The sequence below is a fragment of the Ruegeria sp. AP11 genome, from assembly GCF_056535865.1.
The window spans coordinates 598,487-615,154 of record NZ_JBQFJB010000001.1 but is presented as its reverse complement, the minus strand read 5'-3'; the positions used below and the strand labels follow the sequence as shown (position 1 = coordinate 615,154).

Below are 16,668 nucleotides of genomic sequence, written 5' to 3'. Positions count from 1 at the left end.
GTGCCAAGCTGGTGAGGGTCTGTCCTGAACGTTTATTGCGCCGAAACGATTGCAACCGTATCCCAAGCCTGCGCAGAATCCTTGTAGATTGATTTCTCTGGCACGTATCTGCCCGGATCATCCAATGACGCAGCGTGAACATAGATACGGTCGCTCATTAGGCTGCTGCGCCTTGTAAGAGGCGACCCACAATTCGGACAGAAGCCGCTGAACGTCGGATTGCCCGACCCGCCCAGCATTTCGTAGGTTTTGCAGGCGCCACCGATTTCAAACGTTTCAAGGACCAGAGGCACCATCTCGGAATGCCCCGAGCCCGTAATTTGCTGGCAATCGCGACAGTGGCAGCGAAACATCGGTGCATCCAGGCATGTGCCCGCATAGCGAACCAATCCACATTTGCATCCTCCTGCAACTCGTTCTGTCATCCTGAACCCTCCGGATCTGAATGTTATAGCAGTTGCAGGGCTTTGTCAGCTTTGCCTCGTAAAGTATAAGTCCGCGTGCCAGTAGCGGCTTCTGGATCGAGGATTGTTAATGGGGGCTGGAAAACACCTGTCGCGGGCCTTGCAAAACATGTGCTCTTTTCCCCGTCGGTGAAAACCCGATAGTGTTCAGGACACCTTGCCGAACTGGATGCTCTGAGATGATAGAAATCCGCGACCTGCAACTGCTTAGCGCCTTGGCGCGGCATCGGCACTTTGCCAAAGCGGCCGAGGAATGCGGGATTTCCCAACCTGCTTTCTCGATGCGTATCAGAAATTTGGAAGACCGGTTGGGCGTCTCGATTGTGCGCCGCGCGAACCGATTTCAGGGACTGACGGAAGAGGGCGAGATGATCGTCCAGCGGGCGCGGCGTATTCTGGACGACACCAAAGCGCTGGAGCAGCAGGTGCTGGCGGCCAAGGGTGAGATCACTGGGACGCTGATCCTCGGCGTCATTCCAACCGCTATCGCTTTCACTGGACGGCTGACCAAACGATTACGGCAGGCGCATCCGCGTATAGTCACGCGGATCGAGACCATGTCGGCCACCGCCATCCAGCATCGGTTGGATGAGGGCAGTCTGGATGCGGGCGTGACCTATGGCGACAGCATCGGCACCGATTTCCGGCAGGTGCAGCCCTTGTACGAGGAAACCTATGTACTGTTGGTGCCGTCGCACATGACCGAGCAGTCCGGTCCGATCCCATGGGCGCAGGTGGCCGAGTTCCCGCTCAGCCTGCTTGAGCCGCAGATGCAGAACCGGCGCATTCTGGATCGGGTGTTTGCCGAACAGGGGCTGCATCCCGATATCGTTGCTGAAACCAGCGGCTTTACAGCCTCGATGGTGATGGCGCGCGAGGGTCTTGCGGCCACCGTCGTGCCACGCGTTCTGGTGCGGGCACTGGGAGAGCTGCAGGGGACAAAGGTGCTGCCTTTGGTCGACCCGGTGGTCAGCAAGCCAATTTGTCTGGCGACCCTGACGCGCGAGCCGGAACTGCCGACGGTTGAGGCGCTGCGGGCAGTGGTGGCGTCTTTGCGGTGATAAGGTGTCGTTATCGTGCGATTGCCAAAAGCGATTTGACGATATGTTACTCTGATGAGACACGGAGCCTGAATCGGAGGGCATCATGGCACCATTAGATACCGAGCCATCAGGCGCACCAAAGGGCGTCTGGAAGTCAGGTAAAGGCAAGGGGCGGCACACGCCCAAGGGCCGTCAGTTCACGGATGAGGCGCAGGCCGAGATTCATCGCCTGCTGGGCGACCGTCCGCGCCGCCGCGATCTGCTGATCGAATTCCTGCATTTGATTCAGGACGCACACGGCCATATCAGCGCCGACCATATCGCCGCGCTGGCGGTTGAGATGCGGATCGGTCAAGCCGAGATTTACGAAACCGCGACCTTCTACGCCCATTTCGATGTGGTGAAAGAGGGCGAGACGCCTCCTCCGGCGTTGACGATCCGCGTGTGTGATTCCCTGTCCTGCGAGATGGCCGGTGCCCAGCAGTTGCAAAAAGCGCTTGAGGACGGGCTGGACGCCTCGCAGGTCCGCGTTCTGCGCGCGCCCTGCATGGGCCGTTGCGATACGGCTCCGGTGCTTGAGATCGGTCACAATCACATCGACCACGCCACCCCTGAAAAGGTGCAGGCCGCGATTGCAGCCGACGACACTCACGCGCATCTGCCTGACTACGAAGCCTTTGCGGCCTACGAAGCAAATGGCGGTTACGCCAAGCTGAAAGAGCTGCGAGACAACGGCGATTGGGAGAAGGTGCAAGAGGACGTTCTGGCCTCGGGCCTGCGCGGTCTGGGCGGCGCTGGCTTCCCGTCCGGCAAGAAATGGGGCTTTGTTCGCATGAACGAAGGCCCGCGCTATCTGGCCGTGAATGGGGACGAGGGCGAACCCGGCACGTTCAAGGACCGTTACTATCTGGAGCGCACGCCGCATGTCTTCCTTGAGGGTATGCTGATCGCCGCCTGGGCGGTCGAGGCGGAAACCTGCTTTATCTACATGCGCGACGAATATCCGGCCGTGCTGGAAATCCTGCGCCGTGAGATTGCAGCGTTGGAGCAGGCAGGGATCGTCGAAGAAGGCTACATCGACCTGCGCCGGGGTGCCGGTGCCTATATCTGCGGCGAAGAATCCGCGATGATCGAGTCGATCGAAGGCAAAAAGGGCCTGCCGCGTCACCGTCCTCCGTTCGTGGCGCAGGTTGGTGTCTTTAACCGCCCGACCTTGGTACACAATGTCGAGACGCTGTACTGGGTCACCAAGGTTTGCCGTGAAGGACCGGAATGCCTCAACAGCACTGAAAAGAATGGCCGCAAGGGCCTGCGCAGTTATTCGGTCTCGGGCCGGGTTGCAAAGCCGGGTGTCTACCTGCTGCCTGCGGGTTCAACCATTCTGGATGTGATTGAGGCCGCCGGTGGCATGGCCGAGGGCCAGAGCTTCAAGGCGTATCAACCCGGTGGTCCTTCGTCGGGTCTGTTGCCCGCGTCGATGGACGATATCCCGCTGGACTTTGACACATTGCAACCGCATGGCACCTTCATCGGCTCCGCTGCTGTGGTGGTTCTGTCCGATCAGGACACCGCCCGTGATGCCGCGCTGAACATGCTGCGGTTTTTCGAAGACGAAAGCTGCGGCCAGTGTACGCCCTGCCGTGCAGGCTGCGAAAAGGCGGTGAAGCTGATGCAGGCCGACAAATGGGATCAGGACCTGCTGGAGGATTTGTGCCAGGTCATGGGCGATGCGTCTATCTGCGGTCTGGGGCAGGCGGCCCCGAACCCGATCCGTCTGGTCATGAAACATTTCGCTGACGAAATCTGAGGGAGACAGAGCCATGCTTGATGCAAGCCCAAACAAGACCGTCACCTTCAACCTGAACGGCGAAGACGTCACCGTGCCCGAAGGCTGGACCATCTGGGAAGCCGCCAAGGGGCAGGGGTTCACAATTCCGCACCTGTGCCACAAGCCGCAGCCGGGTTATCGCCCTGACGGCAACTGCCGCGCCTGTATGGTTGAGGTGGAAGGCGAGCGCACGCTGGTCGCTTCGTGTATCCGCCCCGCCGCCGATGGGATGGTCGTCAAGACCGACAGCGACAGGGCCGAGAAATCGCGCGCCATGGTGATGGAGCTGCTGGTCGCGGATCAGCCCGAGGAAGCACACGACACCTCCAGCCACTTCTGGGACATGGCCAAGCTGAACGATGTCAGTGACAGCCGGTTCCCGGCGAAAGAGGCCGAGAAAATCCCGCTGCTGGATGACAGCCACGTTGCGATGCGTGTCAATCTGGACGCCTGCATCAACTGCAACCTCTGCGTCCGCGCCTGCCGCGAAGTGCAGGTGAATGACGTAATCGGCATGGCTGGTCGCGGGCATACTGCGCAGGTGGTGTTCGACCAGAACGATCCGATGGGTGCATCGACCTGCGTGGCCTGTGGTGAATGCGTGCAGGCTTGCCCGACCGGCGCCCTGATGCCTGCCACGGTGCTTGATGACCAGCAAAAGGGCGACAGCAAGGACTATGACAGCGAAACCGAAAGCGTCTGCCCGTTCTGCGGTGTGGGCTGCAAGGTCTCGCTGAAGGTCAAGGACGGCAAGGTCAAATATATCGAGGGCATCAACGGCCCAGCCAACGAAGGCCGCCTGTGCGTCAAAGGCCGGTTCGGGTTCGACTACATTCACCACCCGCACCGCTTGACCAAGCCGCTGATCCGGCGTGAGGACGCGCCTGAAAAGGGGCTGAACGTCGATCCGGGCAATCTGGATACCCATTTCCGCGAAGCGACTTGGGAAGAGGCGATGGATCTGGCCGCCACCAAGCTGAAGACCCTGCGCGACGAAGACCCGCGTTCGGTTGCCGGCTTTGGCTCGGCCAAATGCACCAACGAAGAAGCGTACCTGTTCCAGAAGTTCATCCGACAGGGCTTCCGCCACAACAACGTCGACCATTGCACCCGTTTGTGCCACGCGTCATCTGTTGCGGCTCTGATCGAAAACGTTGGCTCCGGCGCGGTGACCGCGACCTTCAACGAGATCGAAAACGCCGATGTTGCGATCATCATCGGCTCGAACCCGATCGAGAACCATCCGGTTGCGGCAACATACTTCAAGCAGTTCACCAAACGTGGCGGCAAGCTGATCGTGATGGATCCACGCGGCGTCGGCATGCGCAAGTTCGCGGATGAAATGCTGCAATTCCGCCCGGGTGCCGATGTCTCGATGCTGAACGCGATCATGAACGTGATCGTCGAGGAAGAGCTGTATGACAGTCAGTACATTCACCGCTGGACCGAGAACTGGGAGGCCGAGAAAGAGCATCTGCGCCAGTTCACGCCCGAGGCGATGTCGCCGATCTGTGGCATCGAACCGGATCAGCTGCGCCGCGTCGCACGCACATTTGCGCAGGCCAAGGCCGGTCTGATCTTCTGGGGGATGGGCGTCAGCCAGCATATCCACGGCACCGATAATTCGCGCTGCCTGATCTCGCTGGCGCTGATGACCGGCAATGTCGGCAAACCCGGCGCGGGTCTGCACCCGCTGCGGGGGCAGAACAACGTGCAGGGTGCGTCGGACGCGGGCCTGATCCCGATGTTCCTGCCGGACTACCAGTCCGTCATGGACGATGGCATTCGCGCCAAGTTCAACAGCGTCTGGAACGACGAACAGGACTTCTCGAACGAGAAGGGCCTGACTGTGACCGAGATCATCGACCAAGCGTATCAGGGCAACATCAAGGGCATGTATATCATGGGTGAAAACCCGGCCATGTCTGACCCCGATGTGAACCACGCCCGCGACGCACTAGCCAAGCTGGACCTGATGATCGTGCAGGATATTTTCCTGACCGAGACGGCGAACTATGCCGACATCATCCTGCCCGCCTCGGCGCTATATGAAAAGAACGGCACCGTGTCGAACACCAACCGTCAGGTGCAGCGGGTGCGTCCCGCCGTGGCCCCTCCGGGTGAGGCGCGCGAGGATTGGAAGATCACAGTCGAACTGGCGCAGCGGATAGGGCTGAACTGGGATTACACGGATGTGTCTCAGGTCTTTGCCGAGATGAAGTTGACGATGAACTCGCTCAACAACATCACGTGGGAGCGTCTGGAGACCGAGACCATCACCTATCCGTCGCTGTCCGAGACAGACCCGGGTCAGGCGATCGTGTTCGGCGATGGTTTCCCGCGTGCGGACGGCAAGGCCCGGTTCACCCCGGCCAGTGTCATCCCGCCGGATGAGGCCCCGGATGACGAATACCCGATGATCGCCACAACGGGCCGTCAGCTGGAGCATTGGCATACCGGGTCGATGACCCGCCGGTCCAACGTTCTGGATGCGGTTGAACCCGAGGCGAACTGCTCGATGAACCCGCGCACCTTGAAGTTGATGGGCATTGAGCCGGGTGAGATGATCCGTCTCACCACGCGTCGTGGCTCGATTGAGATCATGGTTCGCGCCGACCGTGCGATTGCCGAGGATATGGTGTTCATTCCATTTGCCTATGTTGAGGCAGCGGCGAACATCCTGACCAACTCGGCCATCGACCCCTATGGCAAGATCCCTGAGTTCAAATTCTCGGCGATCCGCGTCGAGAAAATTCAGGACGCCGTCGCGGCGGAATAAGGTCACTCACGAGTTGAAAGAGCGATCCTTTCCGGGGTCGCTCTTTTGTATTTCCGTGACGTCATCCTGACATCTTTGGCATCCCACTGGTTCTTGCAAAAATAAACCACATTATGTTGCTTAATGTAGCAGCATAACTGGTGCAGACGGCATGTAATCAACCGTATATTGTTGATTCCCGAACAGGTGAATCGCTGATCTGCACCAGTGGCTGAACCGCCACGCGCGGGGCAGGCGGCCATTGGCACGATAGGATGATCAGGCGGCGGCCCTGCGGGGCCTCCTGAGAGCAGTGGAAGACAAAGGGGTTGTATGGCACTCAAAGACACGTATCAGCACTTGATGCGCACGGAATATACGCTGTTCGTATTACCGCAGGTCTCGGTTACCGTGACTCCGCTGGAATTGATGAGCTTTTTCCTGTCCAGAAACTTCTTCCTGTTTCTGGCGCCGTTGATGCTGATGCTGACTGGCGCGACGCCGTCCTTGTTTGCCATGCCGTCAGATGGGCTGGGGCGCGCCGTCTACTGGCTGTTCTGCATCATCGGCTACCTCGGTGCGGCGTCGTTGATGGTGCTGTGCCAGGCCTCCGTGTGCCGTTCTTTTGGGATCAAACGGTTTTTCGCTCCGCTCACCTGTTTGCCCATCGCCTATGCGGCCACGGCTTTTGCTGACACTGCGGCGACGGCATTCTTCAACGTCTTCACCTCGTTGCATTTCCTCTACATGCCCTTGTTTCTGCCGCAATACCTGCTGATTGTCGGGGTGGAAGTGATTGTCTTCGCCTGGGTTCTGCCGCCCTTTCTGGCCCGTTCCAGAGACAAGCCCGTCGTTCAGGATGAGGCTGAGGAGATACCCGCCGCCTCTGGCCTCGTCACAGCCAATGGGCAGACGTTTCTGGTGAAGGACATCTTGTACATTCAAGCCAGCCAGCATTATGTCACGCTCCGTGTGGGCGAGAAGGAGGTTCTGGTCCGCTCGACCTTCAAGGGCATCCTGTCGCAACTGCCCGAAGGCAGTGGCCTTCAGGTGCACCGGTCTTTCTGGGTGTCCGGCAATGGCGTGGACGTTGCCAGCAGCCTGAACGCGCCCGGCTATGTGGTCCTTGAATGCGGCACCAAAATCGCCGTTGCCCGCAGCCGACAATACGAAGTGCGCGCCTGGTTGACGGATCTGGCGGCTGCCGCCTAGGTCTGCTCACGGTCAACAAACTTCTCGCTTTCGCATAGACAACCGGCGACCCAGACCGCGCGATTGTCGCCAAAGTATTTACCCCTCAGCGAAGCCAAGCACGGAAAACTCGGATCGCAGAGGGGTAACCAAGCAAATGTCTTCGTACTTAAAAAAGACGTATCGTCAGGCCTTCAGTTTCCCCCGTTTGGAACATCACCCACTCGACACAAGGTTGCACTCTTAACTCAGTCACTCTTTAACTCACCGCAAACAACCGCGGCACTGACCTTGTTCTGCCCCACCCAATCCGGGCCAGCAACAGCGATGGAACGAACCGTCGAAAATACACCATGAACGGTGCGTGCAATTCGTGAGTCACGAATGGTTGTCCATTCTATTTCACGAAGTTCAGTTGCAACATATTGTTTTATATAATGTATTTTTGGGGTCAACAGGCGATTGACCCAACCGTGCCGCACAAATGATCGTTGATGAAATCAGTAGTCGCGCTCGAAAAACACGCCCAGACCGGTCTCACCCCGCCCGTCAACCGTGCCCCGGACGGTGAAATTGTCGGTGACATCCAGGTTCAGATTGACCTCGGTGTCGCCCTCGGTGTTGACGGTGAAGTCGGTATAGAGGTTGTCGCTGAGATAGGCACCCGCGCCAAGGCGACCGGCACCGCCTTCGCTGGCGCCGATATCGATCGTATCCACGCCGGTGGCCTCGCGAACGCCTTTCGTGGCATCTCCGCCCGCGCCGCTGAGTTGCGCCAAAGACGCCGCCATCTGCGCGATCACGAACGGCGAAAGTTCAGAGAACCGGTTTCCGAACAGCAGCATCGCCAGCGCCTCTTCGGTGGGGCGTTCCGGGTCCGAGAACACATCGATCTCAGGTGAATCCAGCGGGCCTGCGATTTCGATGGTCGCTGTGCCGTCCGAGGTGCTGGTTGAAGATTCGAACTCGATATAGGGCGTCAAGTCGCCCTGTAGCGTGACGATCCCTTTGGTCAGCGCCAGACGGCGGCCCAGAATATCGAAATTGCCGCGGATCAGTTCGATCTGGCCCGAGGGGACCAGAGCGGTCGTGGTACCGCCGATCTGGATGCGACCGCCCAGTTCCGCATTGACACCACGGCCCCGCACAAAGACCGCCTTGGGGGCCAGCAGACTTATATCCAGCGCGATCCGAGAATTGCTTTTTGCGCCTTCATCGCTTTTCACCAGATTGGCCCGCTCGCGAGTGAGGAAGCCGGCTGAGCTTTCGTTCACATGCTCGATTGTCGGGATCGGCGCGGCTCCAACCGCGCCCGAGGCAGCGGCAAGGTTGATATTGGTTTCACCGAAATTGATCTGCCCTGCAACTGAGCTGTTGCCCGCCAGAGCGCCTGTCATCGCGATCTGGCCGTTCAAAATGGTCTCGTAAAGCAGCCTATCAGTGAGAACCAGATTGTTGAGCGCGGTGGTGATCTGCGCATTGAACGGTGGCGTCAGGTCGACAGGGCCTTTGACCGTAAAGCCCCCGCCGGCACGAACGCCGCCTTGCAGGTCAATTGTCGCACGACTTTGCGCAAGCGTGACCGAGCCGCCGATACCGGTGATTGTCTGACCCACTTCCGGCAGCGCCATTGACGTGCCCGAGGTCGTGATCGTCCCGCTGAGCGCGCCGAGCGTTGGCGCGCCTTTCAGGGCCAGGTCGAACCGGGCCGTGCCCTGCAGGCTGTTGGGCGAGATAAAGGCATTGGCGATGCCGATATTGACGCCGCCGTTCATCTTCAGATCGGTGGTGCCGCTGGTCTCATCAAACGTGCCTGCGACGGTGCTGTTGATTTGCGCCGGACCCTCGGCCTTGGCATTGATCGTCCATTTACCCGCATCACGCTGTGCCGTGCCCGTGGCGGAGACGGTGCCGGGGAAATCGGGGGCGAAACGTTCGATCCGGTTAAGGCGGGCGTCAAAATCCAGATCGGCCGCGCCATTGGTGTCAACGGTACCCGACAGGCTGGCGTAAGAGCTTTCGGGACCCAGCAGCCGCGCTGTTCCTTCCAGCCCCGAGGAGGTCGGGGCCACATTCCCCTCAAGGCGCAGCGGGCCGGATAGAGTAGGCGAGAGCCGGTTCATATCGTCCAGCGCCGCAGCAAAACTCAGTCCGCCAGCTTCGCGATCCAACTGACCCGAAGCGTTGGCGGTCAGCGCCGTTCCGTTCAGGCGGAAGGTGCGGATGTTCAGCCCCTGATCGTCATTCACCGCATCCACGTTCAGCGTGGTGCGTCCCTGAACAAGGCCGTCAACCAGGTCTATTCCGGTGGCGATATCGTCTGCGGTGACAGTGCCCTTCACATCAAAGGTTCTGGAGCCTTCCGCGCCCTTTCCGGTGACGTCGGCATTGACTGAACCCGCCAATTCACGACCAGCGAGACCTGAAAACAGCGATAGATCAGGCACATTCACCTTGGCTGACCCGTCTACGGCGAGGGTTCCCGTCGGGTCGTCAATCGTAGCAGCAACCTGCGCAGTCATGGCCTTGCCGTTCACCTTGGCGTCGCGGATGACGATCTGTTCGCCCGTGCGTGCGCCATCAAAGCTGATCGTGGTGCGACCGGTCAGCAGCGGATCGATATCGCTCATCCCCGTCTGGATGTTGGTGCCGATCACACTGGCCTGACCATCGAATTCCAGCGTCTGTACAGTGCCTTTGCCATCCAGCCGTGCCTGAACCGCACCGGCCAGATCGCGCTTGGCGAGGCTTGAGAAGACCGAAAGATCGGTGGCGTTCACGCTGGCCTGACCGTCGATGGATATATTGCCATCCGGAGTGGTGATCGTACCGCCGGCCTGCGCGGTCACGGCCTCGCTGGTGATCGAGAAGTCACGGATGGTAACGCCTTCAGACCCGCGTTTGGCATCCAGCGTGATCTCGGTTTCGCCCTTGATCACCGGATCGATATCGTCACGCCCGGTCGACAGGTCGCGCCCGCTGACAATCACCTTGCCGTCAAAGCTGCGCTCAAGTGGTGAGCCATTGCCCTGCACGCGGATCGAAGCCTCGCCGCCCAGCTGTAGTTGCGCCAGATCGGAAAAGCGTGACAAATCACTGGCCTGCAAACTGGCCTCGCCATCCACCTGCAACCCGGTCGCCAGCCCGCTGATCACCGCATCCGCGCCGAGGGTATAGTCGCTGCCGATCAGTTCGAACCCCGAAAGCTGCAGCGACTGATCGCTGCCATAATCAAACTGACCGTCCAGCGTGATCTGATCGCCGACGGCCGTGTTCAGCGCCGGGTCGGTCAGGTCGATCCCGTCCAGAACGGCCTGCAGATCGCCTTGAACCGCCAGCCCATCGGTTTGATCCAGCGTGCCCTGGCCAGTGATCCAGGCATCTTTCAGTTTCAGATTGGGCGTCGATACAGCGTCCGCTGTCAGGCTCAGGTCCCAAAGATTGCCATTCTCGGCGTTGAACAAGGCCGAGATTTGCGCCGCCCCGATCGACGTATCTCCGCCGCTGATCGGCAATACGACACTGTCGCCTTCGGGGGGCGTGATCCGGCCTTGCAGCGCGGCCAGTTTCAGCGTGCCGCCCGGACCAAGGTTCAGCTGGCTTTCCAGCGCCAAAGCCTCGGAGGTGATTTCGATATTCGGAATATCCAGCGCGCCGTCCGGATGGGTGCGCCCGTCCACGAACAGTTTGGTGTCGGTGCCAAAGAACGTGTCCATCTCGTCGGCCAGAAACGGAGTCAGGTCGCCACCCAGATCGGCGGTAAAAGCGATGCCATCTGCCGCCGTACCGCCTTCTTCTGCGCTGCGTAGCCGGACCTGCCCGGTAACACGTACCTGCTGATCACTGCTGAGGCCGATATCCGCAGTGAAGTCACTGACGGGGCCTGTCCCTTTGGCAGTCAGCTCAATAGGTGGTGTATCAGGTACGCCCAAAGCGGTTGCGATCAGCCCGCCCGAGGCCTCGGCAACGGTCAGGTCCAGATCGATCTGGCGGCTTGAATTGTCGAACCCCGCCGTCAGGTCGATGGTGTCACCCGCGCGGTCAAGCCGGTCGATATCCAGCGTCGTATCCAGCGTGCCATCGGCCAGCGAGAGGTTGCCGTTCACTTGCAAATCAGCGGCGACGCCGATCAGCGGTTCGCCCAGCGACAGGTCGTCAACACGCAGCTCTCCGATCTCGATTGCAACAGGCAATTCGGGCAACTGGAACGGTTGCGTCTCGGCAGAGGGTGGCGGCGCGTCTTTGGTTGTGGTTCCGGGCGCCCGCGCGACCTCGATTTCCTGCGCCGTCAGCGCGTTGACCGAGAAACGGCCGCGCAACAAGGCCAGCCTGTTCCAGTCGAGCTCGGCACCTTTGATGGTCAGCCAAACGCCTTCGTCATCGGCGACAGTAATCTCCTTAATCGTGGCGCGGGAACTCAGCGCGCCTTCCAGCCCGATCACACGGACATTCTGATCGTCGCCCGACAGGGTATCCTGCAGGAAACGCTCGATCATGCTGCCGCCCTCGTCCTGAGCGGCCACGGGAAAAGGCGCGGTGATTGCCACCGAGCTCAGCAGCAGAGGATATGTCACACGACGCATCAAAAGGCCTGTCCGATCCCAAGATAGAACTGCAAACCAGCGCCGGTATCGCCCTGAACCGGCACCGCAAGGTCAAGACGCAGGGGGCCAAAGCCACCCAGATCATAGCGGATCCCGATCCCGGCGCCAGAGTGCTCTTGCGACCCGTTGCCCACAAAGGATGAGGTGTCGACAACGCCATAGTCATAAAACCCGACCAGTGAGATCGCGTCCGTGACCCTCCCGCGAACCTCGGCCGACAGCCCAAGGAAAGACTTGCCACCCGCAACCTCGTTTCCGATGGGAATGCCAAGGCTTTCAAACGGCTGCCCGCGCACCGTGCCCGCACCGCCCGAGAAGAACAGGAAATCCGGGGTCACGCTGTCCGCTGACGGTCCAAGAACCGAACCCAACTGTACGCGCCCGGCCAGAACCAGACGCCCGTTCGTTCCAAGATCATTATAGGCGCGCCCGTCGAAGAACAGGCGCAGTCCGGATTCGGTCTCGGAGAAACCAGCGAACGGCATCACCTGCGAATCCAGATAATAGCCGCGTGTGGCGCTGACTTTGCTGTCGCGCTCATCCCATTCCGACCGGAAGGGGAGGATGAAATACCGGAACTTGCGGCCATCGCCATAGGCGTCATCCGCATCCGACCACTGAAAACCGGCCGAAGCCTCGGCATAGAGCCGGTCCGAGAAGGTGCGCCGCGCACCATAGGCCACAGAGGCGACCGAGACATTGTAGTTCTCGGTATTGCGCCGTTCGAGCAAAGCGCTCCAAAAGGTGTTGTCATCAGGTCCCAGACGGTCGGGCTGATCCAGGCGCAGGCCAATTCGTCCGTCGATATCCTCGGCCCCGCCGATATTGCGGATGGCGGCCTCGAACCGCAAACGCTCGGCCCGGCGGAACACGTTGCGGTGGGTCCAGGTCGCCGTCACGTCGACCCCATCGCGCGAGGCGATCTCGGCCCCGAAAGTCAGGCGACGCGGCGGCAGGTCCTCGAACGTGGCGTCAAAGTCCAGGGTGCCATCAGGGTTTGGCGTATCATGTTCCTTCAGCGAGACCACGCTGAACGTCCCCGTCCGCCGCAAACGGGTTCCCACCTTCTGCACCTGTTGGGGCGAATAAACCTCACCCGACGGGAAGCCGGCGATCTTTTCGATCGACCTGTGCCGGACATTGGTGTCGCCCTGAATGATCATCTTGCCGAAGGTCAACCGCGGCCCGGGTTCCAGATCAATCGTTGCATCCAGTCGGGCCTGCGCGTGCCGGGCAATCACCTTCTGATCCGCAACTTCGGCCTTGGCATGGCCCGCATCGCGCCAGCCTTGCACGCCCGCTGACGTCGCCCGCTGAATTGCGCCGGTGGTAGCCAGTTTGCCGGTTGCAAACTCTTCGGGCAGCACGGTGTCAGGAGCCACGGGCTGCACGACCGCGGTGCCAAACCTGAACTTCGGTCCGGTCTGCACCGACACCACCGCGCGGCCAAATTGTGCGGGAACGTTCAGCGAGTTGATATTGGCCGCTTCCTGTCCATCCAGCTTGATGCTGACCACGGGGCTGAAATACCCTTCATCATACATGATCTGCACGATGGTGCGGTAATCCGACAAAGCCGCTGAGAGGATTTCGAGCGAGGTATCCAGACCTCGCGTATCCGCGTTGAAGACAGAGGAGGTCTCTTCCAGCCGGTCAATGATGTCTTTTGACGCCCCCGGTGCGGTCAGGGTGGTTTCAAGCGCAACGGAAAGAGTGGGGGTCAAGGCCGCAAGTGTGCCAAAAAGCCAGCTTCTCAGAACGCCGCGCGGTCCGCTCCCTGTCATTCTTTGGCTCCAACTGCCCCAAGTCGAAATCGCTATGGCCGCAAAATACGTTACTGCGGCTTGTTAACTACCTGTTAGAGCATCTGAAGGCGCTGAGGGGAAGGACTAAACGCCGGATCTGCGGGAATAGTGGATTACAGATCAGCGTTACGGAACCAGCGGATGATTGCGGCGCGGTCTTCCGGTTCCATATAGGTCACGTTCGCCGGGGGCATCGCATGGGTCACACCCGATTGCAGATAAATCTGTTGCGCGTTGCGGGCGATGTCCGCTTCGGTCTCCAGCAACACACCTTTGGGGGCCCAAAGGATACCTTCCCAAACCGGCTCGCGCGCGTGGCACATGGAACAGCGCCCCAGCACGATGTCATGCGCATCCTCGAACCCGTCCGCGGCCGCGAATTTCTGCTCGTAAGGTGTTAGCTCTGCGGCCTCGGCCTCTTCCAGCGGTTGGTTCATCGCGGCGGTCGACAGCCACATGATGGCAAGGAACAGCAGCGCGGTGACGGCCCAAGTCCATGTCGGGTTGCCTGCGCGGGCGTGCCGAGTGTTGAAGTAATGCCGGATGGTGACGCCCATCAGGAAAACCAGCGCGGCGATGATCCAGTTGTATTCGGTTGCAAAGGCCAGCGGATAGTGGTTCGACAGCATCAGGAACACGACCGGCAGTGTCAGATAGTTATTGTGGGTCGAGCGCAGCTTGGCGATCTTGCCGTATTTCGGATCGGGTGTGCGCCCGTTCTTAAGGTCGTCCACCACGATGCGCTGGTTCGGCATGATGATGAAGAAGACATTCGCGGTCATGATCGTGGCCGTGAACGCGCCCAGATGCAGCATCATCGCGCGGCCCGTGAAGATCTGATTGTACCCCCAGCCCATGACCACCAGCAGCACGAACAGCAATACCATCAGCAATGTGGGGCGTTCGCCGAGGCCAGATTTGCACAGAAAATCATAGATCAGCCAGCCAACAGTCAGCGAGGCAGCAGAGATCAATATCCCCTGCCATAATGCCAGATCGGCTTTTTGCGCATCGATCAGATACAGCTCTCCGCCTACCCAATAGACGATCATCAACAGCGCGGCACCGCTGAGCCAGGTGGCATAGCTTTCCCATTTGAACCAGGTCAGATGCTCGGGCATCCGTTCGGGCGCCACCAGATATTTCTGGATGTGATAGAAGCCGCCGCCATGCACCTGCCATTCTTCGCCATCCGCCGGACCGGGGATATTGCGGTTCAGGCCAAGGTCCAGTGCAATGAAATAAAACGAGGATCCGATCCAGGCGATGGCGGTGATTACGTGCAGCCAGCGCACGGCAAAGGCCATCCAGTCCCAGAACACGGCGAAGTCGTACATGAAGCTCTCTCCGATAGATTGCCGCCACACTAGGCAAACGGGCTTTTCTTCGGTATTCCCGTATATTGTCAAACTGTATCAAAAAAAACGATAAGATGTCCTATCTCGACAATATCCGCACCTTCGTCAGGGTTTACGATCTGGGCAGCATGTCTGCTGCCGGGCGCGATTTGCGAATCTCTCCGGCGGTGACCTCGGCGCGGATTTCGCAGCTTGAGGATCATTTGGGTGTGCGTTTGTTCCAGCGCACCACACGCAACCTGTCCCCGACCGAACAGGGCAAGGCGTTTTATCCCGGTGCGGTCGCTGTGCTGGATGCGGTGGATGAGGCCGAGGCACAGGTCACTCATCTGACCGAGGCACCGCGCGGTTCGCTGTTCGTTGCCGCTCCATTAGGAGTAGGGCGGCGGTTGCTGGCCCCCTATGTGCCTGATTTTCTTTCGGAATATCCCGAGATCGATGTGCGGTTGCGATTGACGGACCGATCCGTCGATCTGACCACCGAGGGGCTGGATCTGGCGTTCTTCATTGGCCAGCCCGAAGACAGCACCCTGCGCATCCGCAAGATCGCCGATTGCGACCGGGTGCTCTGCGCTGCGCCCGACTACATTGCGCGCAGGGGTATGCCCGCGACTGGCGCGGACCTGATTGCAGACAAACACGAGTGCCTGAATCTGCGATTTCCGGGCGCGACCGAGTTTCAGTGGATGCTGGAAACGCCCGACGGTCCAAAAAGATTCGCGGTCTCCGGTCGCTTCGAATGCGATGACGGAGACGTTCTGACCGATTGGGCGCTGTCCGGACAGGGCATTGCCATGAAACCGGTGTTCGAGGTGGCGGACCATCTGAAGGCGGGCCGTCTGGTTCCGGTTGCAACAGACACACCACCCGTGTCTGTCCAGATGGCCTGTCTTTACACGCATCGGCGTCATCAAGACCCCAAGGCGCGCCTGTTCATGGATTTCATGATCCAACGGATCGGGAAAATGGTCCGTGGCGCGGATATCTCAACCTAGAAAGGCTCCCGCCCCCGCTTGTGCCGTTCCGGCACCGCACGGCGTTGGGCCGCGCGCCGCGGCAAAGCCGCGGCGCGGTTGCGCCATTAGTCAATGCACCGCCGGATAGTTCATGTCGGACCGCGCCGGGCCCGCAGGGCACGGCGCCCGGCCCAACGGGAGGCGGCCCTTGCAAGGGCCTCCGACGGGCGGGAGCATTCCGGTCTAACTGCCGCGATAGGTGGAATAGCCGTAGGGCGACAGCAAAAGTGGCACGTGATAATGCGCCTGCGGATCGGACATGCCGAAACGGATCGGCACCTGATCCAGAAACAGGGGATCATCGCCATCCTGACCGCTGGCACGCAGGTAGTCCCCGGCGTAGAAAACCAGCTCGTAGGTGCCGGTTTCGAAATCATCTTGCGGCAGGATCGGGCTGTTGGTGCGCCCGTCCGCGTTGGTCTCGGTCTCGGCGAGTTTATGGCGCTCCTCACCGGATATACGGTAGAGCGATATGCGCAGCCCCTCGGCCGGGCAGCCGCGCGCCGTGTCCAGAACGTGGGTTGTCAGATAACCAGCCACTCGCCTTCTCCTTTGATTTGCCTTTTGGTTTGGCACAGTCTGACGCAAAGTTCAAAACAGT

The 16,668-nt window shown here is 60.0% G+C and carries 10 protein-coding genes; 5 read left to right on the top strand and 5 right to left on the bottom strand.

All coding sequences use genetic code 11. The features are described 5' to 3' along the window. Window positions 1–32: 32 nt before the first annotated feature. Entirely contained in the window at window positions 33–425 is a 393-nt protein-coding gene (locus ACR3E4_RS03150) for a GFA family protein (RefSeq protein ID WP_480533896.1), read from the bottom strand. 218 nt (window positions 426–643) lie between these two features. Between ACR3E4_RS03150 and ACR3E4_RS03145 the strand changes: the two genes are divergently transcribed. The 4 genes from ACR3E4_RS03145 (at window position 644) to ACR3E4_RS03130 (ending at window position 7,305) form a co-directional block, all read left to right on the top strand. Beyond that, window positions 644–1,525 carry a LysR family transcriptional regulator gene (locus ACR3E4_RS03145; protein ID WP_480533894.1) on the top strand — a complete coding sequence of 294 codons (882 nt, stop codon included), beginning with the start codon at window positions 644–646 and terminating at the stop codon, window positions 1,523–1,525. Between the two features lie 85 nt (window positions 1,526–1,610). Continuing rightward, window positions 1,611–3,314 carry an NAD(P)H-dependent oxidoreductase subunit E gene (locus ACR3E4_RS03140; RefSeq protein ID WP_480533892.1) on the top strand — a complete coding sequence of 568 codons (1,704 nt, stop codon included), beginning with the start codon at window positions 1,611–1,613 and terminating at the stop codon, window positions 3,312–3,314. 13 nt (window positions 3,315–3,327) lie between these two features. Then, window positions 3,328–6,114, top strand: a complete 2,787-nt coding sequence (gene fdhF, locus ACR3E4_RS03135; RefSeq protein ID WP_480533890.1) for a formate dehydrogenase subunit alpha — start codon at window positions 3,328–3,330, stop codon at window positions 6,112–6,114. Window positions 6,115–6,426: 312 nt separating this feature from the next. Beyond that, window positions 6,427–7,305, top strand: coding sequence for a LytR/AlgR family response regulator transcription factor (locus ACR3E4_RS03130; protein WP_480533888.1), 879 nt, complete (start codon window positions 6,427–6,429; stop codon window positions 7,303–7,305). A 479-nt stretch (window positions 7,306–7,784) separates the two neighbouring features. Here ACR3E4_RS03130 and ACR3E4_RS03125 read toward each other — a convergent pair whose 3' ends face one another. The 3 genes from ACR3E4_RS03125 to ACR3E4_RS03115 all read right to left on the bottom strand — a co-directional run bounded on the left by ACR3E4_RS03125 (window position 7,785) and on the right by ACR3E4_RS03115 (window position 15,030). Next, complete coding sequence (locus ACR3E4_RS03125) at window positions 7,785–11,867, bottom strand: translocation/assembly module TamB domain-containing protein (protein WP_480533885.1); 4,083 nt, start codon at window positions 11,865–11,867, stop codon at window positions 7,785–7,787. Then, window positions 11,867–13,672, bottom strand: a complete 1,806-nt coding sequence (locus ACR3E4_RS03120; protein ID WP_480533883.1) for an autotransporter assembly complex protein TamA — start codon at window positions 13,670–13,672, stop codon at window positions 11,867–11,869. Before ACR3E4_RS03120 ends, ACR3E4_RS03125 begins: the two co-directional genes overlap by 1 nt. 134 nt (window positions 13,673–13,806) lie before the next feature. Beyond that, a complete protein-coding gene (locus ACR3E4_RS03115; protein ID WP_480533881.1) occupies window positions 13,807–15,030 on the bottom strand; it encodes a urate hydroxylase PuuD in 1,224 nt (407 codons plus the stop codon). 95 nt (window positions 15,031–15,125) lie between these two features. On the opposite strand from ACR3E4_RS03115, the gene ACR3E4_RS03110 reads away from it, so the two are divergent. Continuing rightward, on the top strand, window positions 15,126–16,046 hold the full coding sequence (locus ACR3E4_RS03110) for a LysR family transcriptional regulator (protein ID WP_480533880.1): 921 nt from the start codon (window positions 15,126–15,128) through the stop codon (window positions 16,044–16,046). Between the two features lie 204 nt (window positions 16,047–16,250). Here ACR3E4_RS03110 and uraH read toward each other — a convergent pair whose 3' ends face one another. Then, entirely contained in the window at window positions 16,251–16,607 is a 357-nt protein-coding gene (uraH, locus tag ACR3E4_RS03105) for a hydroxyisourate hydrolase (RefSeq protein ID WP_480533878.1), read from the bottom strand. Between the last annotated feature and the right edge of the window lie 61 nt (window positions 16,608–16,668).

Coding starts and splice junctions, on each gene's coding strand:
- ACR3E4_RS03120 (WP_480533883.1), bottom strand. CDS start 13,672: ATGACAGGGAGCGGACCGCGCGGCGTTCTGAGAAGCTGGCTTTTTGGC.
- ACR3E4_RS03110 (WP_480533880.1), top strand. CDS start 15,126: ATGTCCTATCTCGACAATATCCGCACCTTCGTCAGGGTTTACGATCTG.
- ACR3E4_RS03125 (WP_480533885.1), bottom strand. CDS start 11,867: ATGCGTCGTGTGACATATCCTCTGCTGCTGAGCTCGGTGGCAATCACC.
- ACR3E4_RS03140 (WP_480533892.1), top strand. CDS start 1,611: ATGGCACCATTAGATACCGAGCCATCAGGCGCACCAAAGGGCGTCTGG.
- ACR3E4_RS03130 (WP_480533888.1), top strand. CDS start 6,427: ATGGCACTCAAAGACACGTATCAGCACTTGATGCGCACGGAATATACG.
- ACR3E4_RS03150 (WP_480533896.1), bottom strand. CDS start 425: ATGACAGAACGAGTTGCAGGAGGATGCAAATGTGGATTGGTTCGCTAT.
- ACR3E4_RS03145 (WP_480533894.1), top strand. CDS start 644: ATGATAGAAATCCGCGACCTGCAACTGCTTAGCGCCTTGGCGCGGCAT.
- ACR3E4_RS03115 (WP_480533881.1), bottom strand. CDS start 15,030: ATGTACGACTTCGCCGTGTTCTGGGACTGGATGGCCTTTGCCGTGCGC.
- fdhF (WP_480533890.1), top strand. CDS start 3,328: ATGCTTGATGCAAGCCCAAACAAGACCGTCACCTTCAACCTGAACGGC.